Annotated in this window: 27 protein-coding genes and 1 pseudogene; 12 read left to right on the top strand and 16 right to left on the bottom strand. The window is 67.7% G+C overall.

Annotated elements, in window-relative coordinates; translation table 11 throughout:
- A complete protein-coding gene (locus tag AB0N66_RS08860; RefSeq protein WP_365430492.1) occupies nucleotides 1-906 on the top strand; it encodes a LysR family transcriptional regulator in 906 nt (301 codons plus the stop codon).
- Between the two features lie 177 nt (nucleotides 907-1,083).
- Here AB0N66_RS08860 and AB0N66_RS08855 read toward each other — a convergent pair whose 3' ends face one another.
- Nucleotides 1,084-1,854 carry a class E sortase gene (locus AB0N66_RS08855; RefSeq protein WP_365430913.1) on the bottom strand — a complete coding sequence of 257 codons (771 nt, stop codon included), beginning with the start codon at nucleotides 1,852-1,854 and terminating at the stop codon, nucleotides 1,084-1,086.
- A 363-nt stretch (nucleotides 1,855-2,217) separates the two neighbouring features.
- Here AB0N66_RS08855 and AB0N66_RS08850 point away from each other — a divergent pair, with 363 nt between their 5' ends.
- Complete coding sequence (locus AB0N66_RS08850) at nucleotides 2,218-3,234, top strand: SEC-C domain-containing protein (protein WP_365430490.1); 1,017 nt, start codon at nucleotides 2,218-2,220, stop codon at nucleotides 3,232-3,234.
- Between the two features lie 397 nt (nucleotides 3,235-3,631).
- Nucleotides 3,632-6,772 (top strand): DUF3427 domain-containing protein, encoded by a 3,141-nt coding sequence (locus AB0N66_RS08845; RefSeq protein WP_365430488.1) that lies wholly within the window; start codon nucleotides 3,632-3,634, stop codon nucleotides 6,770-6,772.
- 12 nt (nucleotides 6,773-6,784) lie between these two features.
- Here AB0N66_RS08845 and AB0N66_RS08840 read toward each other — a convergent pair whose 3' ends face one another.
- The gene (locus AB0N66_RS08840) at nucleotides 6,785-6,922 is read right to left on the bottom strand and encodes a hypothetical protein (protein WP_365430486.1); all 138 of its coding nucleotides are present in this window, start codon (nucleotides 6,920-6,922) and stop codon (nucleotides 6,785-6,787) included.
- A gap of 214 nt (nucleotides 6,923-7,136) precedes the next feature.
- Here AB0N66_RS08840 and AB0N66_RS08835 point away from each other — a divergent pair, with 214 nt between their 5' ends.
- On the top strand, nucleotides 7,137-7,343 hold the full coding sequence (locus AB0N66_RS08835) for a DUF397 domain-containing protein (RefSeq protein ID WP_365430485.1): 207 nt from the start codon (nucleotides 7,137-7,139) through the stop codon (nucleotides 7,341-7,343).
- Here the strand turns inward: AB0N66_RS08835 and AB0N66_RS08830 are convergent.
- Nucleotides 7,336-7,911 (bottom strand): hypothetical protein, encoded by a 576-nt coding sequence (locus AB0N66_RS08830; RefSeq protein ID WP_365430483.1) that lies wholly within the window; start codon nucleotides 7,909-7,911, stop codon nucleotides 7,336-7,338. The genes AB0N66_RS08835 and AB0N66_RS08830 overlap by 8 nt on opposite strands.
- A 101-nt stretch (nucleotides 7,912-8,012) precedes the next feature.
- Between AB0N66_RS08830 and AB0N66_RS08825 the strand changes: the two genes are divergently transcribed.
- Nucleotides 8,013-9,053, top strand: a complete 1,041-nt coding sequence (locus AB0N66_RS08825) for a hypothetical protein (RefSeq protein ID WP_365430481.1) — start codon at nucleotides 8,013-8,015, stop codon at nucleotides 9,051-9,053.
- 32 nt (nucleotides 9,054-9,085) lie between these two features.
- The gene (locus tag AB0N66_RS08820) at nucleotides 9,086-9,748 is read left to right on the top strand and encodes an HAD family hydrolase (RefSeq protein WP_365430479.1); all 663 of its coding nucleotides are present in this window, start codon (nucleotides 9,086-9,088) and stop codon (nucleotides 9,746-9,748) included.
- Here the strand turns inward: AB0N66_RS08820 and AB0N66_RS08815 are convergent.
- The 3 genes from AB0N66_RS08815 to AB0N66_RS08805 all read right to left on the bottom strand — a co-directional run bounded on the left by AB0N66_RS08815 (nucleotide 9,729) and on the right by AB0N66_RS08805 (nucleotide 13,539).
- Complete coding sequence (locus AB0N66_RS08815; protein ID WP_365430477.1) at nucleotides 9,729-11,006, bottom strand: transcriptional regulator; 1,278 nt, start codon at nucleotides 11,004-11,006, stop codon at nucleotides 9,729-9,731. The genes AB0N66_RS08820 and AB0N66_RS08815 overlap by 20 nt on opposite strands.
- A gap of 884 nt (nucleotides 11,007-11,890) precedes the next feature.
- Nucleotides 11,891-12,745, bottom strand: coding sequence for a DUF2690 domain-containing protein (locus tag AB0N66_RS08810; protein WP_365430475.1), 855 nt, complete (start codon nucleotides 12,743-12,745; stop codon nucleotides 11,891-11,893).
- Nucleotides 12,742-13,539, bottom strand: a complete 798-nt coding sequence (locus AB0N66_RS08805) for a peptidoglycan-binding protein (protein WP_365430473.1) — start codon at nucleotides 13,537-13,539, stop codon at nucleotides 12,742-12,744. Before AB0N66_RS08805 ends, AB0N66_RS08810 begins: the two co-directional genes overlap by 4 nt.
- A 306-nt stretch (nucleotides 13,540-13,845) precedes the next feature.
- Here AB0N66_RS08805 and AB0N66_RS08800 point away from each other — a divergent pair, with 306 nt between their 5' ends.
- Nucleotides 13,846-14,292, top strand: coding sequence for a peptidoglycan-binding domain-containing protein (locus AB0N66_RS08800; protein ID WP_365430471.1), 447 nt, complete (start codon nucleotides 13,846-13,848; stop codon nucleotides 14,290-14,292).
- An 82-nt stretch (nucleotides 14,293-14,374) separates the two neighbouring features.
- Here the strand turns inward: AB0N66_RS08800 and AB0N66_RS08795 are convergent.
- The 4 genes and pseudogenes from AB0N66_RS08795 to AB0N66_RS08780 all read right to left on the bottom strand — a co-directional run.
- Nucleotides 14,375-14,578: pseudogene (locus tag AB0N66_RS08795) on the bottom strand (DALR anticodon-binding domain-containing protein); the annotation flags it as partial.
- Between the two features lie 100 nt (nucleotides 14,579-14,678).
- Entirely contained in the window at nucleotides 14,679-15,047 is a 369-nt protein-coding gene (locus AB0N66_RS08790; protein ID WP_365430469.1) for a metalloregulator ArsR/SmtB family transcription factor, read from the bottom strand.
- Nucleotides 15,044-15,490, bottom strand: coding sequence for an SRPBCC domain-containing protein (locus tag AB0N66_RS08785; protein WP_365430467.1), 447 nt, complete (start codon nucleotides 15,488-15,490; stop codon nucleotides 15,044-15,046). The genes AB0N66_RS08790 and AB0N66_RS08785 overlap by 4 nt, the downstream gene beginning before the upstream one ends.
- Nucleotides 15,491-15,696: 206 nt before the next feature.
- Complete coding sequence (locus tag AB0N66_RS08780) at nucleotides 15,697-16,731, bottom strand: saccharopine dehydrogenase NADP-binding domain-containing protein (protein ID WP_365430465.1); 1,035 nt, start codon at nucleotides 16,729-16,731, stop codon at nucleotides 15,697-15,699.
- Between the two features lie 129 nt (nucleotides 16,732-16,860).
- On the opposite strand from AB0N66_RS08780, the gene AB0N66_RS08775 reads away from it, so the two are divergent.
- Nucleotides 16,861-17,826: a helix-turn-helix domain-containing protein gene (locus AB0N66_RS08775; protein WP_365430463.1), complete on the top strand. Its 966-nt coding sequence runs from the start codon at nucleotides 16,861-16,863 to the stop codon at nucleotides 17,824-17,826.
- 242 nt (nucleotides 17,827-18,068) lie between these two features.
- On the opposite strand, the gene AB0N66_RS08770 is transcribed toward AB0N66_RS08775, so the two are convergent.
- Both AB0N66_RS08770 and AB0N66_RS08765 read right to left on the bottom strand, forming a co-directional pair.
- Nucleotides 18,069-18,650: a YdeI/OmpD-associated family protein gene (locus tag AB0N66_RS08770; protein WP_365430461.1), complete on the bottom strand. Its 582-nt coding sequence runs from the start codon at nucleotides 18,648-18,650 to the stop codon at nucleotides 18,069-18,071.
- A gap of 107 nt (nucleotides 18,651-18,757) precedes the next feature.
- Entirely contained in the window at nucleotides 18,758-19,396 is a 639-nt protein-coding gene (locus tag AB0N66_RS08765; protein ID WP_365430459.1) for a helix-turn-helix domain-containing protein, read from the bottom strand.
- Between the two features lie 68 nt (nucleotides 19,397-19,464).
- Here AB0N66_RS08765 and AB0N66_RS08760 point away from each other — a divergent pair, with 68 nt between their 5' ends.
- Together AB0N66_RS08760 and AB0N66_RS08755 are read left to right on the top strand one after the other, a co-directional pair.
- Nucleotides 19,465-20,400, top strand: coding sequence for a zinc-binding dehydrogenase (locus tag AB0N66_RS08760; protein ID WP_365430457.1), 936 nt, complete (start codon nucleotides 19,465-19,467; stop codon nucleotides 20,398-20,400).
- Between the two features lie 113 nt (nucleotides 20,401-20,513).
- On the top strand, nucleotides 20,514-20,819 hold the full coding sequence (locus tag AB0N66_RS08755) for a hypothetical protein (RefSeq protein ID WP_365430911.1): 306 nt from the start codon (nucleotides 20,514-20,516) through the stop codon (nucleotides 20,817-20,819).
- A 28-nt stretch (nucleotides 20,820-20,847) separates the two neighbouring features.
- Here the strand turns inward: AB0N66_RS08755 and AB0N66_RS08750 are convergent, their stop codons facing one another.
- A complete protein-coding gene (locus AB0N66_RS08750) occupies nucleotides 20,848-21,807 on the bottom strand; it encodes a helix-turn-helix domain-containing protein (RefSeq protein ID WP_365430455.1) in 960 nt (319 codons plus the stop codon).
- A 243-nt stretch (nucleotides 21,808-22,050) separates the two neighbouring features.
- Between AB0N66_RS08750 and AB0N66_RS08745 the strand changes: the two genes are divergently transcribed.
- Nucleotides 22,051-22,527 (top strand): hypothetical protein, encoded by a 477-nt coding sequence (locus AB0N66_RS08745; RefSeq protein WP_365430453.1) that lies wholly within the window; start codon nucleotides 22,051-22,053, stop codon nucleotides 22,525-22,527.
- A gap of 10 nt (nucleotides 22,528-22,537) precedes the next feature.
- Complete coding sequence (locus AB0N66_RS08740) at nucleotides 22,538-23,077, top strand: levansucrase (protein ID WP_365430451.1); 540 nt, start codon at nucleotides 22,538-22,540, stop codon at nucleotides 23,075-23,077.
- A gap of 106 nt (nucleotides 23,078-23,183) precedes the next feature.
- On the opposite strand, the gene AB0N66_RS08735 is transcribed toward AB0N66_RS08740, so the two are convergent.
- The 3 genes from AB0N66_RS08735 to AB0N66_RS08725 all read right to left on the bottom strand — a co-directional run bounded on the left by AB0N66_RS08735 (nucleotide 23,184) and on the right by AB0N66_RS08725 (nucleotide 25,626).
- Nucleotides 23,184-23,543: a VOC family protein gene (locus AB0N66_RS08735; RefSeq protein WP_365430449.1), complete on the bottom strand. Its 360-nt coding sequence runs from the start codon at nucleotides 23,541-23,543 to the stop codon at nucleotides 23,184-23,186.
- 13 nt (nucleotides 23,544-23,556) lie between these two features.
- Nucleotides 23,557-24,027, bottom strand: a complete 471-nt coding sequence (locus AB0N66_RS08730) for a hypothetical protein (protein ID WP_365430447.1) — start codon at nucleotides 24,025-24,027, stop codon at nucleotides 23,557-23,559.
- 99 nt (nucleotides 24,028-24,126) lie between these two features.
- On the bottom strand, nucleotides 24,127-25,626 hold the full coding sequence (locus tag AB0N66_RS08725) for an MFS transporter (protein ID WP_365430445.1): 1,500 nt from the start codon (nucleotides 25,624-25,626) through the stop codon (nucleotides 24,127-24,129).
- Nucleotides 25,627-25,674: the final 48 nt, after the last annotated feature.

Raw genomic sequence — 25,674 nt, 5'->3', positions numbered from 1 at the left:
ATGGAACTGAAGCAGCTGGAGTACTTCGTTGCGGTCGCTGAAGAGCAGAACTTCACCAGGGCGGCCGAGCGGGTGCACATCAGTCAGTCCGGCGTCAGCGCTCAGATCCGCCAGTTGGAACGTGAACTCGGTGCCGAGCTGTTCGACCGGTCGGCACGCACCGCCACCCTCACCGTTGCGGGAAAGGCTGCGCTCGAACACGCCCGCGCGGCGCTCGCCGCGGCTGGGGCGGTCGGCCAGGCGGTGAGCGAGGTGACCGGCCTGATCCGAGGTCGGCTCACGGTCGGGATGGTCATCGGCTGCACCCTCACACCGCTGTTCGACGCACTCTCTGTGTTCCACCGGGCGCATCCGGGAGTGGAGATCTCGCTATTGGAGGACAATTCCGACCGGCTCGTCGAGGAGGTGCGCGCCGGCACCGTCGATCTGGCTCTCATCGGCACCGCAACCGCCACTCCCGACGGGCTGGAGGCGCTGACGATCATCAGCGAGCGGCTCGTCATAGCAGTTCCCGCTGGGCACCCCTTGGCGGAACAGCGGCGGGTCACTCTGCGCGAGCTGGTCGCCCACCCGATCGTGTGCATGCCGCCCGGCACCGGCCTGCGCACCGTGTTCGACCGTGCCTGCGCCGCGCAGGGCCTCCGACCCGCGATCACATTGCAAGCCAGCGCCGCGGATGCCATTGCCGACCTCGCCGCCCGTGGACTCGGCGTCGCTGTCCTCAGCGACTCGATGGCCACGAGCTATCGCGACCGGATCATCGCCCGCACCATCGACGACATCGAAGCACCCGCTCTGCTCGCCCTGATCTGGAAGAGCACGCACAGCCCTGCGGTGCGTGAGTTGCTCATGCACAGCCGACAAGCGTTCACCAAGCCCGACCCTGGATTGCAGGAAAACTCTTGAAGATCTGACGTGGGCCTACTTGGGCTGCGCCAGTAGACGCGTTGTGGTGTGGTCAGCGGGACAGGATCACGTTGTGGATATCCCGGTCGTCGTCGGCTGTGAACGTATCGCCCCACGTGCCCTCGCCCTGTCCAGCTTCGGCCAGGTCTGCGGCGCGGAAGGCATAGGACATGGGTTCTACCGCGGCCGCATGGAGGTGAGCTTCCCCCACACCACCAGACGGTACGTGGAGGTGTACTCGGGGGTGCAGGTGGTGAGCGTGATGTAGTACCCGGGCTCGCTGTACCCATAGGCGGGCCGGACGCCGCTGCGCGGCACCGCGCCGATGACCCCACCGTCCCCCGCCGAGGTCTGCGGAAGGGTCTTGTCGACGACGTACGTGTAGAGGGCGGCCTTGGTCTCGACGCTGATCTCGTCCCCGGGCTTGAGCCGGTTGATGTACCGGAACGGTTCGCCGTGGGTGTTTCGATGTCCGGCAAGCGCGAAATTCCCTGCCTGGCCTGGCTGTTGGGAGTCCTCGTAGTGCCCGACGTACCCCTTGTTGAGCACCTCCGGCTTGCTGACACCTTCGGCGACGGGGACGCGGAGGCCCAGACGGGGGATCACGAGGACGGCGTAGGCCTGGGACCAACTGGGTTGCGGGTGTGGGCTGTTGAGGGCAGCCGATGGCTCCGGGGCACCACCCTCCGCGGGCGTGGCGGCCACTCGCGGCGCCCCCGCCCCCGCCCCCGCCTCCGATGGCGCCGCGGTCCCCCACTCCCTCTCCAGGGCCTGCACCTCGCGCTCGGCGTTTTGCTGGGCCTGTCGGTTGGTCCACCACAGCTGATGGGCGACGAGGAGCAGCAGAACGACCCCGACCGTGACGAGGAGCTCACCGCAGCTCCACAGGACGCGCCGCCCGACGGCCCGCCGTCGCCGGGTGCTGTGCCGCACCACGGGAGCCCGCATGACCCGCATGACCCGCATGCGTACGCCTCCTTCGCCGGGCGGTCGCCGGACAGCCTCAGGACGGTCACCGGGGCGGCACGCACGATAAGGGGCGCGGCTACAAGTCACCAGCCTCGCAACCGTCCATACCCTCGCGGAGCTATCGCTGTGGCTGGCGGCAAGTCGCTGAGCGTGCCGTTCGCGGCGGGGCGGTGCAGACGCCGCAGATCGACGGGGTGGTGGTGTGAGCGGTGCGGTGTGAGCCGGCGCACCGCCCATGAGGGCAATGCGCGGGTGTGTGACTCTCTGCCCCTCTGACTCCTCTGATGCCTCTGGCCTGCGGATCCCTCTCGTTCGCAGGCCGACGGCAGTACGGTGTCCACCATGCGCCCCGACACGCCTGCCGAGAACGTCGACCACACGGCCGAAGCAGCCCGCCTGGAACGTACTGCCGGCCTCTACCCCGAAGACGCCGAACACCTGCTCGTGCAGGCCGCGGCCCACCTCGAACTGGCCGGCGACCGCCCCGCCGCCACCGCGCTCTACGACCGTCTGCTGTCATCCGCGGCTTCCCTTGAGAACCTCCACCTGGTACGCGCCCTGAAGGCCTCCAACCTCTGGGAGTACGGCCACGAGGCGGAGGCCCGCGCGATCATCGACGGAGTCCGCGCCGCGTCCCCGCGCGATCCGGCCCCCTGGGTGATCGTGGCAGAGTCCCTCGAATCCCACGACGAGCTGGAATCGGCCCAGGAAACGTTCACGCAAGCGGCCACCCTCCTGCTGACCGACGTAGCCGAACCCCCGTACGCCACCCACCCCGTCCTCTTCGGCCGCCACCGCGTCCGCCGCATGCTGGGCGCGGCCCACGACGACTGGGACCTGCTGGCGGACACCCTGCACTCGTCCCCGGTCTCCCTGGACGAACTCCACGACCCGAAGCGCGTGTGGTCCCTGGGCTCGGACAACCCGGACGAACTCCAGGCAGAAATCTCCCGCCTACGCGCCGAACTGGGCACATACAGGCAGGCCCTCTCCCGCCCCTTCCCGGTAGCAGTCCTCCACTGGCCCGCAGAGGAACTGACCGAACTCCTCGCCGCCTATCCGTCCCTCGAGTCGGAATACCCGTCCCACGAGGAACACCTCGCGACGATAGAGGCGTCGTTGCGGGAGCTGGCGGCCTCCGGCACGCCGAACCTCGGGATCGTGACCGGGACGGTGCCCTCGTACGAGGCGTTCGCGGCGTCCGAGGCTTCGTCCCCGGCTGACGCGACGCTGCTGCCGCAGTATGCGACGACGCTGGCGGCACGGGGGCTGGCTGTGGCTTGGCCGCCGCAGCGGGGGGCGGGGTGTTGGTGTGGGTCGGGGCGGGTTTACGGGGAGTGTCACGGGAACTCCGCCTGACCGGCCGGCGATCTTCCCGTCCGGTGCCATCCGGACCGGGTCCGGACCCGCCCGCTCCTCTCCACTCCCATCCGGTCGCCTGCGTAAAAGCGTGGGATCGGCGTGTCCGGGTTGGTCGGGCGAGGGGCGGCGAACAGAATGCACGGGTCTTTCTGCCCCGCAATCCGCGCATTCCGCAATTCTGGGCCGCTCTCTTCTCACCGGTGCTGGAGCGGCCCGTGATACGGGTTGCGGAAGCACGACAGAGCCAAAGAAGCGGGACGCCCAACATCCTCTTCGGATCAGGCTTGGCGGCCTGGCCCCGAGTACTTGATCACCTTTCGGCACAAGGCCTTCGAATGTCAGTGACTCCTGTTAGAACTGATCCATATCGACACCGGGGATCAGAGGAGCGGGCGTGGCTGAGTCGGGGGAACTGAAGCATCCAGGCGTCTACGAGAAGCTCGTCACGCGTGACCTGCACGATCAGCTAACCAAACTCGAAGCCGCGGGATGGAAGGCCATCGACGCGGAGGTCAGCGAAGAGTCGACACCGAATGTGCTCGCCCGACACATCGGCGAGGCCGTCGGGCGCCGGTTGGCTCAGCTGCCGCATGCGAAGCAGGTGGCAGCCGCCAACCAGATCATGCAGTCGCTGGCCGCTAACGCGCCCGACCCGGATGCAGACGGGATCGACAGCACCATCACCGATGGCCCTCGCCAACTGCTGGCACTCGCCAAGCAGGAGGCTCCCGGCGTCTACGCGATCCGCCCCCTTACGCCTCTCTCCGAAACCTCGCTGATCACGAACTCCCCGGAAGACCCCAGCCTGGGCGCGGAGTTGAGAGCCGAGCTGGCCACGGCAGACCGCATCGATCTTCTCTGCGCCTTCGTGAAGTGGTACGGCATCCGAGTCCTGGAAGCCTCCCTGCGCGCCGCGAAGGAGCGAGGCGTACCGATCCGTGTCATCACGACGACCTACATCGGTGCCACTGATCGCCATGCCCTCGACCGACTCGTCCGCGATTTCGGCGCCGAGGTCAAGGTCAACTACGAGCTCCGGTCTACGCGACTGCACGCGAAGGCATGGCTGTTTCGCCGGAAGAGCGGCTTCGACACCGCGTACGTGGGCAGCTCCAACCTGTCGAAGGCCGCGCTCCTCGATGGCCTGGAGTGGAACGTACGGCTGTCGTCCGTCGCCACGCCTGCGGTACTCAACAAGTTCGAGGCAACCTTCGATGCGTACTGGCACGACATCGCCTTTGAGTCATACGACCCCGACAACCACGGCGAACGCCTTGACCAAGCCCTGACGCAGGCAAGCGGAACAGGACCCAAAACCGACCTGAAAATCAACCTCTCGGGCTTGGAAGTACGCCCTTTCCCGCACCAACGGGACATGCTCGAACGCCTCCGCGTCGAGCGAGAGATCCGAGGGCGGAACCGCAACCTCCTCGTCGCAGCCACCGGCACTGGTAAGACCGTGATGGCTGCCTTGGACTACCGAACCCTGTCCAAAAAGCCTGGCAACGGTCATCCGCGACTGCTGTTCGTGGCCCACCGCAAGGAGATCCTCAAGCAGTCCTTGCGCATGTATCAGGAGGTCCTCGATGACGCCTCCTTCGGAGAACTGCTCTATGGCGGTCAGGAGCCACAGACTTGGGACCACGTATTCGCAAGCGTCCAGTCCCTCAACGTCCGACGCCTGGAACAGCTGGCACCTGACCACTTCGACATCATCGTCATCGACGAGTTCCATCACGCCACCGCCGCCACCTACCGGCGAGTCATCGACCACTTCGAACCGAAGCAACTGCTGGGCCTCACAGCCACCCCCGAGCGGATGGACGGGCTCAATGTCCAGGACGAGTTCTTCGACGGTCGCATCGCTGCGGAGATGCGCCTCTGGGAAGCCCTGGAGAATGACCTCCTCTGCCCCTTCCACTACTTCGGAGTCCCAGACGGCACGGACCTGACCAACCTGGGGTGGAGCAAGGGAACCTACGCCGACAACGAGCTCGGGAACCTCTACACCGGCGACCACGCCCGCGCCCGCATCGTGGTCAGGCAGATCCGGGACAAGGTGTCCAACCCCGGAGCAATGCGCGCTCTGGGCTTCTGCGTGACCAAGTCCCACGCTCGCTTCATGGCCGACTTCTTCCGGAAGGCTGGCTTCCAGGCCGTGGCGCTGGACAGCGACTCGCCGGCCGCCGTACGTGCCCAGGCACTCGCCGACCTACGCGACGGCAAGCTCCAAGTCATCTTCTCCGTCGACCTGTTCAACGAGGGCCTCGACATCCCTGACGTCGACACGCTGCTGCTCCTGCGGCCCACCAACAGCGCCACGATCTTTCTCCAGCAGCTCGGTCGAGGGCTACGCCGCACAGAGACGAAGCCGGTGCTCACCGTCCTCGACTTCATCGGCCAGCACAGGGCGGAGTTCCGCTTCGAGGAGCAGTTCCGAGCCCTGACGAACCTCTCCCGCAACCGGCTCGTCGATCACATCGAGCACGATTTCCCACAGCTCCCCTCCGGATGCCAAATCATCCTTGAGGGCAAGTCCAAGGACCTCGTACTCGACAACATCCGCACCCAACTGGGCGCCACGATCAAGACTTTGGTCAACGAGGTCAGGGCGTACAGCACGCACCGCCTGGCTGACTACCTCCACGAGAGTCGCCGTGAGATCAAGGAGCTGTACAAGAGCGACAACTCGTGGACGTCCGTCCTCCGGAGGGCAGGCCTGGTCAAGGACCCCGCTCCCTCGGAAGAAGCGGCCCTCCTCAAACGTGTCCACGCCTTCCTCCACGTCGACGACCCCGACCGAGCCGAGGCCTACCTCCGCCTCCTCTCCGACGACGCTCCGCCCTATGACTCACTGGGTCCAACCGACCAGGCATACGCCCGCATGCTGTTCTTCAACTTGTGGGACAACGCGGGTGGCTTCACGAGCTACCAGGAAGGCCTCGAATCTCTGCGCTCCCAGCAGGTGTTCCGCGACGAACTCCGGCAGGTGCTGTCGTACGTCATCGAGCAGTCCGACCACTTCCCGATCGCCCTGTCGGGCCCTCACAGCCACATCCCCTTGAAGGTCCACAGCGCATACAACCGCTCCGAGATCCTCGCCGCGCTCAGTGTGGCCCGCTTCGGAGGCCAAATGCCCAGGTCCTTCGCACAGGGAGTGCAGTGGGTCGAGGACATCAAGACCGACGCCCTGCTCATCACCTTGGAGAAGAACGAGAAGGACTTCTCCCCCACGGTCCGCTACAAGGACTTCGCTGTGAGCCCCACGCTCTTCCACTGGGAGTCCCAGAACGCGACTGCCTCCAACTCACCAACAGGTCTGCGCTACCAGAACCACAAGCAACAGGGCAGCCACGTCCTCCTGTTCGTGCGCCGCTACAAGAACACGGACATCGGCAAGTCCCAGCCGTGGATGCTCCTGGGCCCTGCGGCCTATGACGACCACACGGGCAGCAAACCGATGGCGATAACGTGGCAGCTGGAGCATGAATTGCCGGCTGACGTGTGGACGTATACTGCCATCACAGCAAGCTAAGCGGCTTTCCACTCAGACAACCTCACTGATCTCGGCCTCGAAGTGATTCTCTGCCTGGTCGATTACGTCATCGGGGTCATAGCCGTGTGCACGCAGCCAGTGCAGCACGTCGGTCACCACCCCGACGACAGCCTCTTCTGCCGCCGCCACGCTCAGCGCTCTGCCGCTACCAGAGATAGCCCCACCGTGTGGGAGTTTCCACGCCCCACAAAGGTCAAGGATCGCCTCGGCCCGCGTGACACGGGGGCCGCTATTCCGGCCACACCCAGCGGGCGCATCAGTAGCAAGCTCACACCACGCCACCTTGGAACCGCCTCGAAGGAATAAACCCCACCGGTAATCCACTCTTGGAGGAGAACTCCGGATGATCCCGCCGTCGAGCATCCCGTGGCGCAGGAGAAGCTACAACAACGGCATGGGGGGTGAGTGCTTGGAGGCGGCCGCACTCGCCAGGGCAGTCGCGGTACGCGACTCCAAGGCCCCATCCGGACCGCAACTCATGTTGAGCACTGCCGCATGGCAGAGCTTCATCCGCACTCTGCCGCCAAAGAACCAAGAACCCACTAGCTGACCGGCTGCCGCGGGTCACGGACGATTTCTCCAGCTCTCTGAAGGAAGGCGGCATGGGCCACCGTCATCTCTTCTCTAGCCCGGTCAAAGCTGGACCAAGCTGAACTCAAGCCTGCAGACCCCGCACCCTCCACCTGCAGCAAGGAGCTCACCGCCGCCACCGACTTCCCCATCAGCGCGTAAGCCAATACATTTGCCTCACTTGGCCCCCATAGTGCCAATTGGCTTATTTTGGCCTGTAGTTCAAGCGCGCGCTCCCGCAACTCACGCCCTGCCGCCTCATCAAGTCCAACTCCGTTTCGCACCTCGGGTGCGATGCGTGCTAGCACTTCATCGAGGGCGGCATAAGCCGCAAAGAGGGCACCAAAGGACTGGTGTCGCTGACTGCGCACCCACTGCCAATGCTCCGCCGCCGCTTGGCCACGTACCTGCGCTAGCGCTGCCTCAACTGCCTTACGGCCGCCGGCTTCTGCTCCGCGCTTGGCGTACCTACCGGCAATCACAGCCCCGACGACTGCGGATGCGAAAGCGATACCACCCGCGATGACCGTACCTGTCACCTCACCCATCACACCATCCTCACCTGAGCCTGGCACTGCCACAACGCCTGCCCTGGCGACCTACGTCACTTGCCGCACTTCGCGACCATTGAAACCATTAACCTCGAGTCATGACGACGCCCACGTCCGGGTTCCAACCCGGCGACATCCTCACGCGCGCACAGATCCATCCCGCACTCGGCGGCAGCAGCTACGCCGGAATCTGTCCAGCAAAGGAAAAGCGGAACGTCCTAATTTTCTCCGACAGCAAAGTCGGTGAGCGTTACGGGTATCGTGACGGATGGCTTGCCGAAAACGACGACCTGGGTCCCATATTCACCTATACCGGAGCCGGGAAGCAGGGCAATCAGAACTTCGAGGGCGGAAATTCTTCAATTCTAGAACATGCCGAAAAGGGGCGCACCCTGCATTTATTTATCGCTGTGGGCAAGGTTCCAGGAAGCGACACACGAACCCACAAATATATAGGGAAGTTCAAGATTGATGAGCGTAAGCCATTCGAGATACGAGAGGCCAAAGACGAACTAGGTCAAGATCGCAACGTAATTGTCTTCCGACTGCGCCCCATCGACCCTTACATCCGTGAAGCTTTCGACACTCTTCAACCGGCACCCGAATCCGTGTCTCGGTTCAATCGGACCGCAGGCCGCTTCGCCCGGGCGACTCGACGTCAGAGGCGCGAACGCCAGCATCAATCCGACGTCGACCAGGTGGGGGCAACCCGCGATGATCTGGCGGACACCTTCGAGGAAGGTAGGGCCGCTGCAGGGGAAACGATTGGCCAACTGGAGTTGTCGATGCGCAACTCGACAACTCAGCTCTTATTCGACCTCTACGACAAGACGAACAACACTGTCTATGAGCCGACGGGCAGTGCAGCAAGCGAGTCGATCACCCAAGCTCTTGCTCAACTCCTCCTTGCAAAGCGCTATTTGAGCAGCCTCGCACACAATCAGCCCCTCCACCTCATGGTGCTCACACCAGCGCTCCCCCGCGAGGATCTCCGTGACCTGCTCGCTGAACACGGGATTGGCCTCGTGTACCGCAACGACGGCGGCGGCTTCTCTGAGTTCGAGGGAAGCGCCACCGCCTCAAGCAGCGCTCCTCAGTCCTTCCGCTGCTTGGACTGCCCAGTGCCCACCTACAGGTAGTTTCTGCATTGCGCCCTCGCTACCCTGCCCCCATGATTCGCGCAGTGGTCTTCGACGTCGGTGAATGCCTCGTGGACGAGACCCGTGAGTATGGAGCTTGGGCCGACTGGCTGGGTGTGCCGCGGCACACCTTTCATGCGATGTTCGGGGCCGTCATCGCGCAGGAGCGCGACTATCGAGACACCTTCCAGGAGTTCCGTCCCGGGTTCGACCTCTACGAGGAACGCGAGAAGCGGTCGGCAGACGGGCAGGCGGAGACGTTCGGGGAAGAGGACCTGTACGCGGATGTGCGTCCCGCCCTCACCCAACTCCGCGCCGATGGACTGTGGCTTGGCATCGCGGGCAACCAGACCGTGCGGGCCGGTCGCATTCTCCGCTCGCTGTTCTCCGATGACGTTGATCTGATCGGGACGTCGGACGACTGGGGTGCCAGCAAGCCCGACCCGGAGTTCTTCAAGCGGGTGGCTGCTGTGGTGCCCTTCGACGGCGACGAGATCCTTTACGTCGGGGACCGGTGCGACAACGACATCCGCCCCGCTGTTGAGGCCGGGATGCACACCGCGCTCGTGCGCCGTGGTCCTTGGGCCACGATCCAGTGGAACAGTTCTGAGGCTCGGGAGCTGCCGACGTTTCGCGTCGACAGTCTCCTCGAACTGTCCGGTCTCATCCTCAACTTCAACGGCTCAGCGCGCTGACGGTCGTCGCCCATCCGTAGAGCCGGTCGTCGAGGTCTCGTACGCAACGCTCGTGCTGGCGGGGCGCGAGCGCGCGCCGCACCTCGCGTACACGATCCATGCCGGTGGCGTACCAGGTGAGCGCCAGTTGATCGAGGGCTTGTCCTGCATATGCACACGCCTGCTCCGGATTCCCCGAAGCTGCCTCGACAGCGGCCAGGTCGCCGAACACGACGCTTCGCTGCTTGTCCTCGCTCGCAGGCATCTCGTCCAGGACGCCGAGCAAGGTGTCACGCGCCTGAGGAAGGTGTCCGGCGATCAACTGCGTGTTGCCCTTGAACGCGGCAAGTCGGGCTGGGGAGAACCAGTCCATCCACTCGGGCGAGGGGTGCTCGTTCCCTGTGCCGAGGACGTCCTCGGCATGCCCGATCAGGTGCAAGGCAGTGCGGGTGTTGCCACATCGTGTCTCGCACTCCGCTTCCACTGCGTCGAGCCAGGCAAGAAGCTCCGCGGAAGCGAGCCCACGACGAGCGTACGTACGTGCCGCGATCATCCGCTCCAGCGCCGCGTCGCGGTCGCCCGCCCAGCCCGGAATGAACGCCATGTGGGCGATGATCGCCGAGCCGAGCAGCGGGTCGTCCGCTTCGCCTGCGGCTTGGAGAGCCAGCAGAAGTGTGTCGCTCGCGCTGCTGGGTTCTCGGCAGTCGAAGAAGTCGATCCGGCCCGCGAGGAGATACGACTCGGCGAGCGCGGTCGCGACCGTACGGCGAGTGGAGCCTGCTGTCTCCGGAAGCAGCGCGCATCCCAGTGTCGCGTGGGCAAGAACGGCCGGGTGCAGCTTGGCGGGGGCGACGGACCAGTAGAGCCGACGATGCGAACGCGTCACAGCGGCGAAGTCCGAACCGGCAGTGGCTGGTTGTGTCGCAGCGGCAACTGCCTGCCCGGGGACAGCAACCAGGCCGAAAGCGGCCACACCACCTGTTACGAGGGCACGCCGCGTACGGTCAGGCTGAGTGCCGTCGGAGTCCCACGGCGGAGTAAACCCGAGTGACTCCATGTTCTGGCCCAGCAAGTGCACCAATAGCCTCTGGCAATCCGGTTGGGGCCAGGGAGGACTGTCCGACTCCCAGCGCCGGACCTGGCGTACGCCGATCGACAGTCCGCGAATGCCGATCTGCTTCGCGGCCCCGGACAAGGCATCAGCCAAGTCCTGTTGCGAGTTGAAACCGGCGGCCACACGAGCGGCCTTCAAACGGACATTGCCAGTGGGACGGGGCATGAGCACCTCCTCGAGGAGACTGCACTGTCTGTCCCAGAGTAAGTCCGGTGTACGACGCCCTGTCACCCTTGTGCGCTAAGTAGGCCCTATTAACGCCCTCTTGAGGACCTTCTGAAGTCCTAGAGTTGAGCAGATCCTGCGTCCAGGCTAGCTCCAAGTCCTACGAGCCGAGTACTGATGACGAGAGGTGGCGCAGTGAACGACGCGCAGCAGCAGGCAACGGAGCGAGCGATTGCCGAGTGGCTCACCTGGGAGCACCCCGTGCCAGCGCAGGTGTGGACAGAATGGACAACGCATGGAGTCGCGTTGCTGCCTCTAGGGAAGCGGTTCGCCGCGGTGCGGATGCCCATGGACGTCGTCCATGCCGCCCTCGATACCGAACAATCGACTCAAGTGGCCTTACCTCTAGGGCAGTTACTCTGCGGTCCCGTCGTCTATGACCGCCGGGTCGTGGGCGTGACGTACTACGCCTTGATCCAGTGGAATCCCGATCTCGTGTGGGCTCACGACGAGGTCGCTCCGTGCCTTGGACGGGGCATCTACCTGGGAGTGCCACGCATTGACCGCCGTAGGCCTCCCGGCACCTATTGGGTGGTGGCACCGAGGTACGCGGGGAATCTATGCGCGCCACAGGCCGTGGCCTCCTTGATTGAGACCGGTCGGCAGCGCCTCATCCAATCAGCGGAGTTGTCGCTGAGCGAGGGGCCTGGGGTGCCATAGCAACGGCGGTTCTTGGCCGGCTCGACAGGGGTGTGACGGTCGGCGTCTGCCTACAGGCACCAAGCTCACCCCGCTCGCCGACCACCCCTGAACGGCCTTGCGCGAACGAGGCCCGCCGCGCGCCGGCGGAGGACTTCGGCATCGACGCGCCCGAGGGCCTGACGCTACTGAGGTGAGGGCGGCCCGGTCGTGGTGGCGGCGCCGCCCACGCGGGCCTCGACGCACTCCCGTTCGGCGTTGGCCGATGCGGGCCGGAAGCAGGCCCGGACGGTGCTGCCGGGGTGGGCCGCGGCCATGCCGGTGTAGACGTAGGTCTTCGTGTCTTCCTTGTCCTCGATGCGCACGTCGTGGGTCGGGCCGCCCGCCGTGAACTCCACGCGGTCGCCGATCCGGGTCCCCCACACCCGGGCCCAACTCGCGCCGCACTTCTCGCTGTAGCGCAGTTCCACGTGGGCGCCGGTGGCGGTGCGGTACGTGGTGAGGGTGTCAGGGGCGTAGCCGCAGACCATGCGTATCGGGTCCAGGCCCTCGCAAGCGGCTCCGTGACATTGGGGGGCGAGAGAGTACGGGGCGGAGGCCGACAGTGGTTCGTCCTCCGGGGCCTCCCGGTCCGGCAGCAGGAAGAGCACCAGTGCCACACCACCGACGATCACGGTGTACGCCGACGCCAGCACCACCATGAGTCTGCGGCCGCGCGGCCTCCTGGTCTCGGGGGGTCGGGGCGGTTCCTGCGGCTGTGGCCGCGGCTCGTCGGCGGCAGGGGCGGGGACCGCCGCGCGTCCGCTCCAGTCCGACTCGGCTATCTCCCACAGGGCCAACAGCCGCCGCCCGTCCGGTTCGTTCGCGACCCGGCACAGTTCCTGTACGGCGTGACGAGGGGGCAGGCTCTTGCCGTTGAGGTAACGCTCCCATGAGGACTTGCTGTACGTCGTCCGCTCCGACAGCGCCGCCAGGCTCAGCCCCGTACGGGCCCGCAGCTCCCGCATCGCCGCGGTCAACCGGGTGTGTTCCGCGGTCACTTGGGCGCCGCCTCCCGCAGGGCCTTCCAGGTGTGCGGACCGATGACACCGTCCACAACCAGCCCGTCCCGTGTCTGGATGCTCTCGACCGCGCGTTGTGTCTTCGGGCCGAAGACGCCGTCGATGTCCCCCGGCGGGATGCCCGCCCGGCGCAGCAGGCACTGTGCCTCGGCCACTTCCGGGCCCATGTAGGAGTAGGCCAGGATGGCGTCCGTGGTACGGCTGAGGCCCGCGTACCAGCGGCCGTCACTCTGCTCCAGCCGGCAGGTGTAGATGAGCGGTACCGAGGACTCCGACACGATGGCCGGGGTCGCCGCGACCGTACTGGCGCGTTCGTTCGCGAGCTGGGTGCGGGCGTCGGCGAGCCGCACGGCCAGCAGGAGCGCCGCGGAGACGGACAGCACCAGGGCCACCGCTCCCGCCGTGACCGCGACGCGCAGGTAACGCCCGTACGGCTGCTGCCCCGTGGGCGTGTGTGCCGGTGTCGCAGGGGCGCTCTCCGGGGCATCGGTGGTGATCACGCGTCCCTCCGCCCAGTGTTCGGCGGCGATCTCGTGCAGCACCAGCAGCCGGATCGGATCGTCACCGCCGATGCGGGCCATCGCCTCGACGGCCTTCCGGGGCGGCAGCGACCTGCCGTTCAGATACCGCTGCCACGACCTCGCGCTGTACCCGGTCTTCGCGGCCAGCTGACGTGTGCTCAGTTCGCTGCGGTCCTTCAGTTTGCGCAACCGCACGATCAACTGGTGGACGTGTGGGTGCAGTTCAGCAGACAGCTCTTTCCAACGCGACATGCTTCCCCCGCTCGCGTTCGGACCGCTGGACCGGCCCCCGTATCCCGGTCTCATTCTGCATCAGCCGTCACGGCGCTCACGGAGCAGCGACCCTGCCCCCATGCGGAATCGGCCATCCCTGCTCACGGTCGTCCCGCTGCACCGACTCGGCGGGCGGCGTCCCAGCAGGTCAGCGAGTGGGACGTCCCGGCACGACGCCACTTCTACGTCAACTGTGGCTGACCGGCGCGCCGCACCCGCAGTCTCGTTGCGGAGCTGGCCGGTGCGGTCGGTTCCGTTCATCGCACGTCAACGGAGGAGAACAGCATGCGAGCTCTCACGAAGGCACTCGTCAGTGTCACCGCCGCGGTCGGGATCGCCGCCGGCGGCCTGGCCACCGCGGGCACGGCCACGGCGGCTCCCGCCTCCGCACAGCAGCAGGCGGCGAGCGCCGAGGTCGCGCCGCTCGCGGTGGTCAACCTGGGGCTGAACATCGCCCATGCGAAGAGCTGGCAGTGCTGGCTGCGCGACACGGGTTACGACCCCGGCACGATCGACGGGATGCTGGGCACCAACAGCTGGAAGGCAGCGCAGGAGAAGTTCGAAGCCATGGGCTACTACGACGATTCCATCGACGGAATCGTCGGACCCAACACGATAAAGGCGCTGCAGAGGTACCTGAACCTCCACGGCGCCAAGCTCGATGTCGACGGGATCGCCGGGTCGGCGACAACGGACGAGTTCTGGGACTTCGCCGGCACCAACCGCTGCTGAGCCGACCCGCCGACCGCACACACGCCGCGGCCCGTCCTCCCGCCAGGGAGAGGACGGGCCGCGTACCGTGTCCCGACGTGGCTCAGAGCCGCTCGGCCGTCCGGATGCCCAGCAGGGCCATGCCTCGGTGCGGCGTGCGGGCCGTGACGTCCCACAGGAACAGGCGGTTCGCCACCTGCTTGAGCGTCTCGGCCTTCAGGACCGGGCACTTGTCGTAGAAGGACGTGTACAGCGACGCCACCTGGTACAGGTACGCCGTCAGCTTGTGCGGGACGTACTCCTCCGCGCGGCTTGCGGTTGTCGGGTGGGGCGCGAGCCGAAGGGGCGTCCGTGGCCACCTCCTGTGGCTACGGACGCCCCGCCGAGCCGGCGTCGTTCACTGCCCTCTAGTCAGGCCGTGCTGAGCGCACATCCCGCTCCGCCGCCTCGGCGACCCGCTTGATGTTCGCCAGCCGCCGGTCCCAGTCGGCCGCAAGCCCGGCCATCCACCGCGCTGTCGCGTTCAGCGCCACGGGCCGCACCGCGTACCGCACTTCGCGCCCGACCCGGCCGCCGGAAACCAGCCCGGCGGCGTCCAGGACGGCGAGGTGCTTGACCACCGCCTGCCGCGAAACGGGGAGTTGTTCGGCGAGCGTCGTCGCGGTGGCCTCGCCCTGTGCGGCGAGCAGGTCAAGCAGTTGGCGTCGTGTCGGGTCGGCCAGCGCGCCGAGGACGCTGTCGACGGCCTCGGCGACATCGGAACCTTCTTCCGTCACGTGGAGGGCTGTTCGGCGCGCGTCTTGAGTGCGCCGAGCTCCAGGGGCCAGCCTTCGCTGTGGTCCTTGAAGTTCTGACTGCGCAATTCCTCGGACCCGGCCAGCACCGCGAACCCACTCTCGACGACTCGGAGCCGCGTCTGGTCGCCTTCCTGGGTCAACGTGAACTCCACGAGGGTGCTGTTGTCCTCGCGCAGCTCTTCTCCGGGGAACGCGCTGGTCCAGCGGTACGCCAGGTACGTCGGCGGCTCGACCTTCTCCACGCGCACCGGGAAGTCGCCGTGCTCGGCGTTCTTCGCCACCATCGACTCACCTTCCTTGGCCACGGTGCCGGGCAGGCTCGCCTTGTCGGCCACCCAGAATCCGGGTTGGGCCACCAGCGACCAGACCCGCTCCAGGGGTGCCGCGATCAGGGTTTCGCGTTCGATCCGGTCCTCGCTCATGAGGGGACTCCATTCACTGCCGCCATTGGGTGCAACTCCAGGGTTGCACGTCGACCCCCCAGGCGCAACCTTAGAGTTGCACTTCTTCGGCAATGCCTACGCCGGACGGACAGGCAGACGGACAGACAGGCAGGCAGACAGGCAGACAGACGGGTAGACGGGTAGACAGACGGACGGACAACGCAACCGCTCAGCCGTGCTGCCGCTCAGTGCGGAAGCTCCACCGCCACATATGGGCTCAACGCCCGCAGGAAGTCCGCCGCGTCGAACATCGCGCCGGCCGAGGCCACACCCGTCGTCCGTGTCTTCCCGGCCAGGATCCGCTCCACCGCCTCCACCACCAGCGGCGCGGTGACCGCGTAGATGTCCTGCCCGCGAGCCGTGGCGCGGCGCTCGACGCCGCCCGCGCTGACGACGACGTCGACGACGAACTTCTGGTCGGACCGCCCCAGTTCGTCGACCGCCTCCGGTGCCGGTGTGTCCGTCCCGGCCAGGTCCCGTGCGGCCTCGACGGCCATGTAGGTGGTGACCGTGGGCACATCCAGGTGGCTGGGAACCGTCACGACATCGGCCATCGTGAACTCCGCGATCACGGTGCGCAGGCCCAGCGGCTCAGGGAAGTCCCAGTCCTGCTCCACCACCTTGTCGTCGTGGTACTGGAGCTCGCCGTCCGCGAACCGCACCCGCTGGCCCGCGCGCCGCTCATGGGACACCCGACCGGCGGTCCTGGTGCCCGCCGTGGGACGCCAGTTGCTCAGCCCGTACGCGACATGCGCCTCGTCCGCCGCGGTCCACTCGCCCATCGCCGCCGTCACCAGCAGGTCGCCGAGTCCGCCGTAGAAGGCCATCGCCGGAACCACGGCGGTTTCGGTTCCTCCGGCTTCCTCCGCGTAGTCGGCGAACATCGCCGCGTTCGCCTCGATCTCCGCCGCTACGTCGACGTACGGAATCCCCGCGCGCAAGGCCGCCTCGACGACCGGGCCGCCGGTGATCGCGAACGGCCCCGCGCAGTTGATTACGGCCGCCGCCCCGGCAAGGGCGCGGTCGAGGGCAGCCGGGTCATCCACGGTTGCCGGCCGTACGACAAGATCCGGCCACTCGGCAGCCAGCGCCTCCAGCTGCGCCGCGTTGCGGCCGGAGATGACGGTGGTGAAGCCGCGCCTTCTCAGCTCGGCGACGATGAAGCGGCCGGTGTGACCGGTCGCCCCGTAGACAACCACTGCTGCTGCCGTCGTGCTCATGCTTCCCCCCATGTCGATGTTCGCGGGTTCGCGAACTCCCAAGCTCCCGAACTCCCGAGCTCCCGAGCTCCCGATGAGTGCAAGTCTCGCTGCGAACAGGGGCCGACCGAGAGGGTCCGGAACGACAATATGCGTACACTTTCGGACGTGCCTACTGTCGCGCTGCTCGCCGCCGGTCATCCGCTGCACTTCGAACTGGGAGTGGCCTACGAGATCTTCGGCAACCCTCCGCGGGAAGCAACCGAGGGCTGGTACGACGTACTGCTCTGCGGGCCGGGACCGGTGCGGGTCGGCCCGTTCACGGTCAAGCCCGACCACGGCCTGGAGCGGGCGGTCGGCGCCGACACCGTGATCGTGCCCGCGTGCGCCGACGTCGACGAACCACTGCCGCCGGAGCTGGTCGAAACCGTACGCGCGGCCCACGCGGCGGGCGCCCGGGTCGCCTCCCTCTGCACCGGGGCGTTCGTGCTCGGCGCGGCGGGTCTGCTGGACGGCCGTCGGGCCACCACCCACTGGGCCCACACCGACGAGCTGAGCGCACGTCATCCGCTGGCCGAGGTCGACCCGGACGTGCTCTACACGGACAACGGCAGTGTGCTCACGGCCGCGGGCAAGGCCGCCGCCGTGGACCTGTGCCTCCACCTGATCCACCTGGACCACGGCGCCGCCATCGCCAACTCCGTCGCCCGGCGGCTCGTCATGCCGCCGCATCGGCCGGGCGGCCAGGCCCAGTTCGTGTCCACGCCGATCCAGGCCACCGGCGACCACAAGCTCGCCCAGCTGTTCGCCTGGGTCCAGCAGCGCCTCGACCAGCCGCTGACGGTGACCGACCTGGCCCGGCGGGCGAACACGAGCCCGCGCAACCTCGGGCGGCAGTTCCAGTCGGTGATCGGACAGTCCCCGATCCAGTGGCTACTGGCCCAACGGGTGCGCCGCGCCCAGGAGTTGCTGGAGGCCACGGACGAGAGCATCGAGGCGGTCGCCCTCGCCACCGGCATGGGCACCGCGACGACACTCCGGCGCCAGTTCAAGCGGACCGTGGGAGTGCCGCCGGACAGCTACCGGCGGGCGTTCCGCAGCGCGCGCCCCGCCTGACGCACCTCGCCGGACAGACACCTCAGGGCTTTGACTCGTCACACTTGGGTCCGGCGAGGACGGCGTGCCAGTCCTGGCGGAGGAATCCGGCGAAGCCCCGCACGGGCCCAGGGCCGTTGGTCTCGGCCTCGCGGACCAGGTCGGCGAGGAGATGTCCTCGCCGGTCGCGGACCAGGCCGGTGAAGACGCGGGCCAGGTCGCAGGCGGTGGCGATGTCCGGACAGGCGATGCGTACCGGTTGATCATGATGGCCACTCGAACCTCGCCATCGTCGCCACCATCCGCTCCAGGCGGGCCAGCCGGCTCTTCTCGGTGCGGGCGGTGACCAGGCGGAGGTACAGGGCGAACTGGTCGGACTTGCCGAGTGTCTCGTAGAACGCCCGCGCGGCCGGGTTCGTGTCGAGCGCCTCGACGAGATCCGGCGGTGCGGTGGCGTTCTTCTGCGAGGCGTATGCCGCCTCCCAGCGGCCGTCCGCCCGCGCCACCTCGACCTCGGCGAGGCCGCGGGGGCGCATCCGGCCTGCCGCGATCAGGGCCTCGGCCTTGCCGACGTTCACCTGCGACCAGGGCGAGCGGGGGCGGCGTGGTGTCGTGCGCTGCAGGAAGTACGTGTCGTCGAAGCCGCGCCGCAGACCGTCGATCCAGCCGAAGCAGAGCACCGTGTCGACCATCTCTTCCCAGGTGAGCGACGGGATGCCGGTATGCTTCTTGGCGATCTTCACCCAGAGCGCGGTCCGCTCCTCGTGATGCTCGTCGAGCCATGCCTCCAGCTCGGCCGGGCTCGCGGGGACAAGGATCTCGACGCCGTCCTCGATTTTCTGCATAAACCGCAGGCTAGAGCCCATATAGGACAGATGCTGACCTACTTAAGCGACCCGTGATGGCACTGTCGGAAACGGCCAGGGATGCGGAGTCCGTCCGTCTCGTCCGCTCAGCTGTCCTGCGCTGCCAGTGCCGCGACCGCGGGGATCGCCGCGAAGGCTTCGTGCATGTGCCGGGTGAGTGCCGCACGGTCCTGCTGTACGGCGTCCGAGGCCGTCCACGTTTCCAGCGCGCGGTGCCAGGCGGCCAGCATGAGGTCGAGCAGCAGGCGCAGTTCGGTGCGGCCGGGGGACTGTCCGGCCAGCCGGTCCGCCACGATCCGAACGACGTTCGCGGAGACCTCTGAGCAGTCGCGCAGGCTGTGGGCGGTGAGCGCGGGGGTGCGGTCGGCCAGGCTGCGGCTGGCGAGGAAGCGCTGCTCCCAACCGTCCGACATGTGCTCCAGCGCCGCGAACAGTGCGTCCTTGTAGGCGCCGAACAGGTGCTCGCCGGTCAGGGGCCGGCCCTCGATGTGCTTGACGTAGGCGGCCCACAGTTCCTTCTCCGGGGCCAGGGCCACGTCTTCCTTCGAGGTGAACGTGCGGAAGAAGGTGCGCTTGGAGACGTCCACCGCCTCGACGATCTCGTCCAGGGTGACCGCGGCGAAGTCCCGCGCGGTGAACAGCTCAAGGGCCGTACGGACCAGAGCTTGCCGGGTCCGCAGCTTCTTGCGCTCACGCAGCGGCAGTTCCTTCAGGTCCTTCTGCATAGCTCGAAGCCTACCAGCCGCATTTGCCACTTGTGAGCTTATGCCACTCAGTGGCACTATCGCTCGCCATGAAGGCACTGACGATTGATCACTCAGCTCCAGGACACCTCGCGCTCACCACGGTCGCCGACCCCGAACCCGCTGCCCACCAGGCCCTGGTGCAGGTCCATTCCTTCTCCCTCAACGCCGGCGAGGTCCATCACGTGGTCCCCGAGGGCGAAGCCGGCACGGTGCCCGGCTGGGACGCCGCGGGCGTGGTGGTCCAGGCAGCCGCCGACGGCTCCGGTCCCGCAGCCGGCACCCCCGTCGTCACCTTGGGCGCCGAGGGCGCCTGGGCCGAACTGCGCGCCGTGGACACCGATCTGATCGGCACCGCGCCCGAGGGCGCCGACCTCGGCCCGATCAGCACACTGCCGGTCGCAGCGGGTACGGCACTGCGCGTCCTGCACCGCATCGGCCCGATCCTGGGACGGCGCGTCCTGGTGACCGGCGCGGGCGGCGGCGTGGGCCGCTTCGCCCTACAGCTCGCGGCCCGAGGCGGCGCACATGTCACGGCGGTGACCAGCGACCCGGCGAAGGCGGACGCACTGCGCGCGCTCGGCGCCCACGAGATCGTCACCGACCTGGCCGCGCTCCAGCACCTCGAACCGGTGCACGGCGTGGTCGAACTGGTCGGCGGCGCCCACATGATCGCCGCCCACGGCGCCCTGGTCGAACACGGCGTGCTGGTGGCCGCGGGTCACATGTCCGGCGACGGCGAGCAGTTCCCCTACGGAGCCCTCTTCGGCAACGGCAACCGCCACAACCGTCAGATCGCCACCTACTTCCTGCTGGACGACTCCATCGGGCTGGGCGCAGACCTCACCTGGCTCGCCGCGCTCACCGCCCGTGGTGAGCTGGACCCGCAAGTCGCCCTGCGCACCGACTGGACGCAGGTGGCGCGGGCAGCCGCCGAACTGGCCGCCCGCCGCGTGCCGGGCAAAGCCGTCATCGACGTCCGCTGAGCAGACAGGAAGACGTCCGGCCCACCACTCCGCCCCACAACCCACCACCGCGACCCGGCGAGCTAGCCTCGGTTCGTCCGAGACACGTAGCAGCGGAGGCAGTGATGGCGAAGGTGACGAAGGTACCGGCCGCGGTGGTGGCCGCGAGTGGGCTCATCGGTGGGTACGGCGTGGCCCGCTGGACCAAGAAGCGGCAGCTCGGCGGGGTCGTGCTGGCCGCCGCCGGGGCAACGGCCGCGCAGCAGTGGCGGCAGCAGGCCGGCGGGAAGGCCGCCGGGGCGCTGACCGTCGCGTACGTCGCCGCCTTCGCCGGGTCCCATCCGCTGGCCAAGAAGGTGGGCGCCTGGCCCGCCGTCTTCGGTGTCGCCGGGGCCGTCGCCCTCGCCTCGTGGGCCGTGGCCGACCGACGGGCCGCCTGAGCGGCGCCGGGCCCCACCCTCGCCCACCTCAGGCAGCGCTGTCCCCCGCCCCCTGAAACGCCCGCCGATACGCGTACGGACTCGTCCCCACCACCCGCTTGAACCGCTCCCGGAACGCCGTCGGTGAGCCGAACCCCGCCTGGGACGCGATGCGTTCGACCGGGTACGTGGTCGTCTCCAGGAGGTACTGGGCGCGCCGCACCCGGGCCCGGTGCAGCCACTGCAGAGGTGTGGTGCCCGTCTGTTCGCGGAAGCGGCGGTTGAGCGTACGGGTGCTCATGTCGGCGCGGGCGGCGATGTCCTCCAGGGTCAGTTCGCGCTCGGCGTTCTCCTCCAGCCAGTTGAGGAGGGGCTCCATGGTGGCGCCGGCCGGTACCGGTGGCTGGGTGTGGATGATGAACTGGGCCTGGCCGCCCTCCCGTTCGAGCGGTACGACGGACATCCGGGCCGCGTACGCGGCGACCGCCGAGCCGTGGTCCTTGCGGATCATGTACAGGCACATGTCGATCGCGGCGGCGGCGCCCGCCGAGGTGAGGAACTGGCCGTTGTCGACGTAAAGGACGTTCGGGTCGACGGTCACGGCGGGGTACATCTCCGCCAGGTCCCGGGCCGCGATCCAGTGCGTCGTCGCGCGCAGCCCGTCCAGCAGGCCGGTGGCCGCGAAGACGAAGGCGCCCACGCAGACCGAGGCGATCCGGGTGCCGTTCGCGGCCGCCGCGCGCACCGCCTCCGCGACGCCCGGCGGGAGCGGGACGGTCGGGTCGGCGACACCCGGCAGGATGATCGTGTCCGCCTCGGCCAGCGCCTCAAGCCCGTACGGGGCTCGCACCGCGAACGGACCCGCGCTCACCTCCTCCGTCGCCGAGCAGACCCGAACCCGATACGCCTCCCGCCCGTCCGGCAGCCGCGCCCAGCCGAAGGTGTCGATCGGGGCGGAGAGATCGAACGGGATGACCTGGTCGAGCGCCAGTACGGCAACGGTGTGCATGGCAAAAGAGTAGGGGTACGACGGATTTCGGTCAGCAGGGCATAGGCGGGTATCGAGCCACGCGTATCCGGCACGCGTATCCGGCACGTTTACCTGGCACGCATACCCGGCAGCACCTGGAATCGGCGAATCGGCAGGCTCCGCCAACCCCGTACCTCTCACAAACCACCGCTGGCGAGAATCCGTTGAGTACTGGCAAAACCGCCACTTCTGGAAGATCCCCGCCGCCCCTACCGTCACCCCGTGACCAAGTTCCTCCTCGCCGTCCACGTCATCGTCGCGATCGTCGCCATCGGGCCCGTCACGGTCGCCGCCAGCATGTTCCCGCCCACAGCGCGCAAGGCGCTCGCCGAACCGGGGGACGCACAGACCCTCGCGACCGCGCGCCTGCTGCATCGCATCTGCCGGGTGTACGCCACCGTCGCCGTCGCCGTCCCCGCCTTCGGGTTCGCCACGGCGAGCAACATGGGCGTACTCGGCGACACCTGGCTGATCGTCTCGATCGTGCTGACGGCCCTCGCCGCGGTCGTCCTCGCCGCGCTGGTGCTGCCGAGGCAGGCGTCGATCATGGAGGGCATCTGGGACGCCGGGGGCCGAGCGGTCGTGGTGACCCCGCGGGCGACCGCACGGCTCGCCATGTTCACCGGGATCTTCAACCTCCTCTGGGCCACCGTCACGATCCTGATGATCATTCGGCCAGGGTCCACAACGGGCGCATAGGATCCCGCCCATGAACTCACCGCACGGACCGCACGGACCGCACAGTCAGCCGGAGCAGACGTCGTCGGCGGCCTATCTGGCCCTCGTGGAGGGCCGGTTGGCCGCCGACGGATGTGCCACACGGTGGGAGGACTGGGCAGGGGTCCCCGTACTCGTCGGGCGGCGGGCCGACTTCCGGCTGAGCTGGATGGCGACGAAGCTGCACCTGTTCACCGTGGCCGCCGCGGTCCCGGAGATAACCGTCTCCACCGTCGCGGCCTTCACCGACCAGGTGATGAAGTACGCCAAGGACACCAAGGGCGGCCTGCCCGTCGGCCTGCAGAACGGGGTCGGTTCCTTCCCCGTGCTGGTCAGCGACCGGGTCGAACCCGCCGCGGTCCAGTGGGCCGAGGAGCAGCAGCGCGTCAAGTTCAGCAGTATGGCGCGGCCCGTCGTGGTCGACAACGCACGGCAGTACGTGGGGATGTACCGCGGCAAGCCGGCCCTCGGACGCGTCTACGCCAACTACTTCATCGAGAAGGGTTCGCGTTACTTCTACGGCCAGCAGTGAGCCGGCGGCGACTCAGCCCTCAGCCGCGAACCGGGTTCCTGTGCCGGTGCCGGTGCCTCAGCCGGTGCCGGTGCCGGTGCCTCAGCCGGTGCCGGTGCCTCAGACATCAGCCCCGATGCCCCAGCACATTCACCATCCGCCCGTTCGGATCCCGTACGAAGAAGCGCCGTACGCCCCACTCCTCGTCGCGCAACTCCCGTACGACCTCCGCGCCCGAGGCGACCACCTGCGCGTACACCGCGTCGACGTCCTCGACCTCCACGCTCAGGTCGGGGACGACGGGGGCGGTCCGCTCCTCGGTGAAGAAGCTGATCTGGGCGGTGGGGTTGGAAGGGGAGGCGAGGGTCATGGCCCAGCCCAGGTGCATGACCTGCTCCAGGCCGAGCAGGCCGTAGAAGTCACGGCTGGTCTCCATCGACTCCTCGGAGTCGACCTGGATGTCGGGGACGATCCTTCGGACGGTCATCGGGAGCGGCTCCTCACGTGAGGCGGGCGTACAGCAGGCCGTCCGTCGAGTCTTCCTCGGCCGGCCTGAACCGGCGGGCCACCGTGGCCGCGACGAGTACCGCGGCACCGATCAGGAACGTGCAGAACCCCCACGTCAAGGGCCACGAGTGTGCCATGCCGTCCGGTGGTCCGGGGTTCGTGCGCAGGGAGATGTGCAGCAGGGCCGCAGGGGGCCCCGCCACCAGCAGCAGGGGCCAGCCCAAGTAGTCCCGGTGGCCGAAGTAGGCCGCCAGCGTCAGCAGGACCAGGGCCAGGCCGGCGACCCCGACGGCCGTCACCGGGGTCGTCTCGTCGAGGGAACCGGGCGTCCGGGCGCGGTTGTTCAGATCCCACGGGACACAGACGAGGTACGTCGCGCAGGAGAGGGCGGCGCCGAGCGTGCGCGTCAGCCAGCGTTCCGGCCAGGGGCGCGTTCGCAGAGGGCTCAACAGCTTCTCGGTCATGCGTACGAGGTTTGCGCGGCCTGCGGGGGCCCGACAGAGTACGCGTACTCAGGCTCTCCGCCCGGCTACTCAAGCTCCCCCGCCGGAAGTCCCGCCCCATCACGTCGCCGGTGCCGAAGTCGGCGACTCCTTCTCGACCACCGACAGCGGCGTCGCGATGTCCTCCAGCGAACGGCCCTCCGCCCTCACCGAGAAGAACACCGCGACCAGACCCGCCGCGCACATCAGGCCGGCACCGATCTGGAAGGCGAGCACCGTGTCGCCGACCACGCCGGACTCCGTGAGGTCGGCGAAGACCAGCGGGCCGCTGATACCGCCGGCGGCCGTGCCGAGCGCGTAGAAGAAGGCGATGGCCATGGCGCGGGTCTCCATCGGGAAGATCTCGGAGACCGTCAAATACGCGCTGGAGGCACCCGCCGACGCGAAGAACAGCACCACGCACCAGCAGGCCGTCATCGTGACCGCGCTCAGCGAGCCCCGGTCGAAGAGCCAGGCCGTGCCGAACAGCAGGATGCCGGAGAGGAGATACGTCGAGGAGATCATGATGCGCCGGCCGACCGTGTCGAACAGCTTGCCGAGCAGCAGCGGGCCCAGGAAGTTGCCGGCCGCGATGACGGCGAAGTAGTAGCCGGTGCTGCCGGTCGGCACGTCGAAGAACGTGGTGAGGATGGCGCCGAAGCCGAAGGTGATCGCGTTGTAGAGGAACGCCTGCCCGATGAAGAGCGCGAGGCCGAGCGTGGCCCGCTTCGGGTAGCGGCCGAAGACGGTCTTGGCGATCAGGCCGAAGCCGATGCTCTTGCGCTGCTGGATGGTGATCTCACGATCGGGCTGCGGCAGCTGTTCGCCCTTCTCCTGCTCGATCTCGCGCTCCACGGAGGAGACCAGGGCCTCGGCCTCCTCGCCGTGGCCGTGGATGAACTGCCAGCGCGGACTCTCCGGCACATGTCGCCTGACCAGCAGGATCACCAGGCCCAGTACGACGCCGAGCGCGAAGGTCAGTCGCCAGCCGACGTCCTTGGGGAAGATCGACGTGTTCAGCATCAGGACGGACAGCAGCGCTCCGCCGATCGCGCCCAGCCAGTAGCTGCCGTTGATGATCAGGTCGACCCGGCCGCGGTACTTGGACGGGATCAGCTCGTCGATCGCCGAGTTGATGGCCGCGTACTCGCCACCGATACCGAAGCCGGTGAAGAAGCGGAAGACGAAGAACCACCAGGGCGAGAAGGACAGCGCCGTGAGAGCCGTCGACACCAGATAGACCGCCAGGGTGATCATGAAGAGCTTCCGGCGGCCGTACCGGTCGGTCAGCCAGCCGAAGAACAGCGCTCCCGCACAGGCACCCGCCACGTAGAGCGCCGCCGCGAGACCGGTGATCTGCGCGGAGGAGACGGCAAGACCGCTGCCCTCCTCGGAGAGGCGGCCGGCGATGTTGCCGACGGTGGTGACCTCCAGGCCGTCCAGGATCCATACGGTTCCCAGGCCGATCACGATCATCCAGTGCCAGCGGGACCACGGCAGCCGGTCCAGACGGGCCGGTACTGCCGTGGTGATCGTTCCCGTAGAGGCGGGCACAGCGCCCGGCGTCGCTGATGCTGTCATGGCTCCCTCTCCGTCGAGTGACCCTGAGTGATCGACGAGCGATCAGTG

It is taken from the genome of Streptomyces sp. NPDC093544, assembly GCF_040683495.1.
GTDB lineage: Bacteria > Actinomycetota > Actinomycetes > Streptomycetales > Streptomycetaceae > Streptomyces.
This window is presented reverse-complemented; position numbering and strand designations above follow the sequence as displayed.

Coding starts and splice junctions, on each gene's coding strand:
- AB0N66_RS08860 (WP_365430492.1), top strand. CDS start 1: ATGGAACTGAAGCAGCTGGAGTACTTCGTTGCGGTCGCTGAAGAGCAG.
- AB0N66_RS08855 (WP_365430913.1), bottom strand. CDS start 1,854: ATGCGGGCTCCCGTGGTGCGGCACAGCACCCGGCGACGGCGGGCCGTC.
- AB0N66_RS08850 (WP_365430490.1), top strand. CDS start 2,218: ATGCGCCCCGACACGCCTGCCGAGAACGTCGACCACACGGCCGAAGCA.
- AB0N66_RS08835 (WP_365430485.1), top strand. CDS start 7,137: ATGATCCCGCCGTCGAGCATCCCGTGGCGCAGGAGAAGCTACAACAAC.
- AB0N66_RS08830 (WP_365430483.1), bottom strand. CDS start 7,911: ATGGGTGAGGTGACAGGTACGGTCATCGCGGGTGGTATCGCTTTCGCA.
- AB0N66_RS08825 (WP_365430481.1), top strand. CDS start 8,013: ATGACGACGCCCACGTCCGGGTTCCAACCCGGCGACATCCTCACGCGC.
- AB0N66_RS08820 (WP_365430479.1), top strand. CDS start 9,086: ATGATTCGCGCAGTGGTCTTCGACGTCGGTGAATGCCTCGTGGACGAG.
- AB0N66_RS08815 (WP_365430477.1), bottom strand. CDS start 11,006: ATGCCCCGTCCCACTGGCAATGTCCGTTTGAAGGCCGCTCGTGTGGCC.
- AB0N66_RS08805 (WP_365430473.1), bottom strand. CDS start 13,539: ATGTCGCGTTGGAAAGAGCTGTCTGCTGAACTGCACCCACACGTCCAC.
- AB0N66_RS08800 (WP_365430471.1), top strand. CDS start 13,846: ATGCGAGCTCTCACGAAGGCACTCGTCAGTGTCACCGCCGCGGTCGGG.
- AB0N66_RS08785 (WP_365430467.1), bottom strand. CDS start 15,490: ATGAGCGAGGACCGGATCGAACGCGAAACCCTGATCGCGGCACCCCTG.
- AB0N66_RS08780 (WP_365430465.1), bottom strand. CDS start 16,731: ATGAGCACGACGGCAGCAGCAGTGGTTGTCTACGGGGCGACCGGTCAC.
- AB0N66_RS08775 (WP_365430463.1), top strand. CDS start 16,861: ATGCGTACACTTTCGGACGTGCCTACTGTCGCGCTGCTCGCCGCCGGT.
- AB0N66_RS08770 (WP_365430461.1), bottom strand. CDS start 18,650: ATGCAGAAAATCGAGGACGGCGTCGAGATCCTTGTCCCCGCGAGCCCG.
- AB0N66_RS08765 (WP_365430459.1), bottom strand. CDS start 19,396: ATGCAGAAGGACCTGAAGGAACTGCCGCTGCGTGAGCGCAAGAAGCTG.
- AB0N66_RS08760 (WP_365430457.1), top strand. CDS start 19,465: ATGAAGGCACTGACGATTGATCACTCAGCTCCAGGACACCTCGCGCTC.
- AB0N66_RS08750 (WP_365430455.1), bottom strand. CDS start 21,807: ATGCACACCGTTGCCGTACTGGCGCTCGACCAGGTCATCCCGTTCGAT.
- AB0N66_RS08740 (WP_365430451.1), top strand. CDS start 22,538: ATGAACTCACCGCACGGACCGCACGGACCGCACAGTCAGCCGGAGCAG.
- AB0N66_RS08735 (WP_365430449.1), bottom strand. CDS start 23,543: ATGACCGTCCGAAGGATCGTCCCCGACATCCAGGTCGACTCCGAGGAG.
- AB0N66_RS08730 (WP_365430447.1), bottom strand. CDS start 24,027: ATGACCGAGAAGCTGTTGAGCCCTCTGCGAACGCGCCCCTGGCCGGAA.
- AB0N66_RS08725 (WP_365430445.1), bottom strand. CDS start 25,626: ATGACAGCATCAGCGACGCCGGGCGCTGTGCCCGCCTCTACGGGAACG.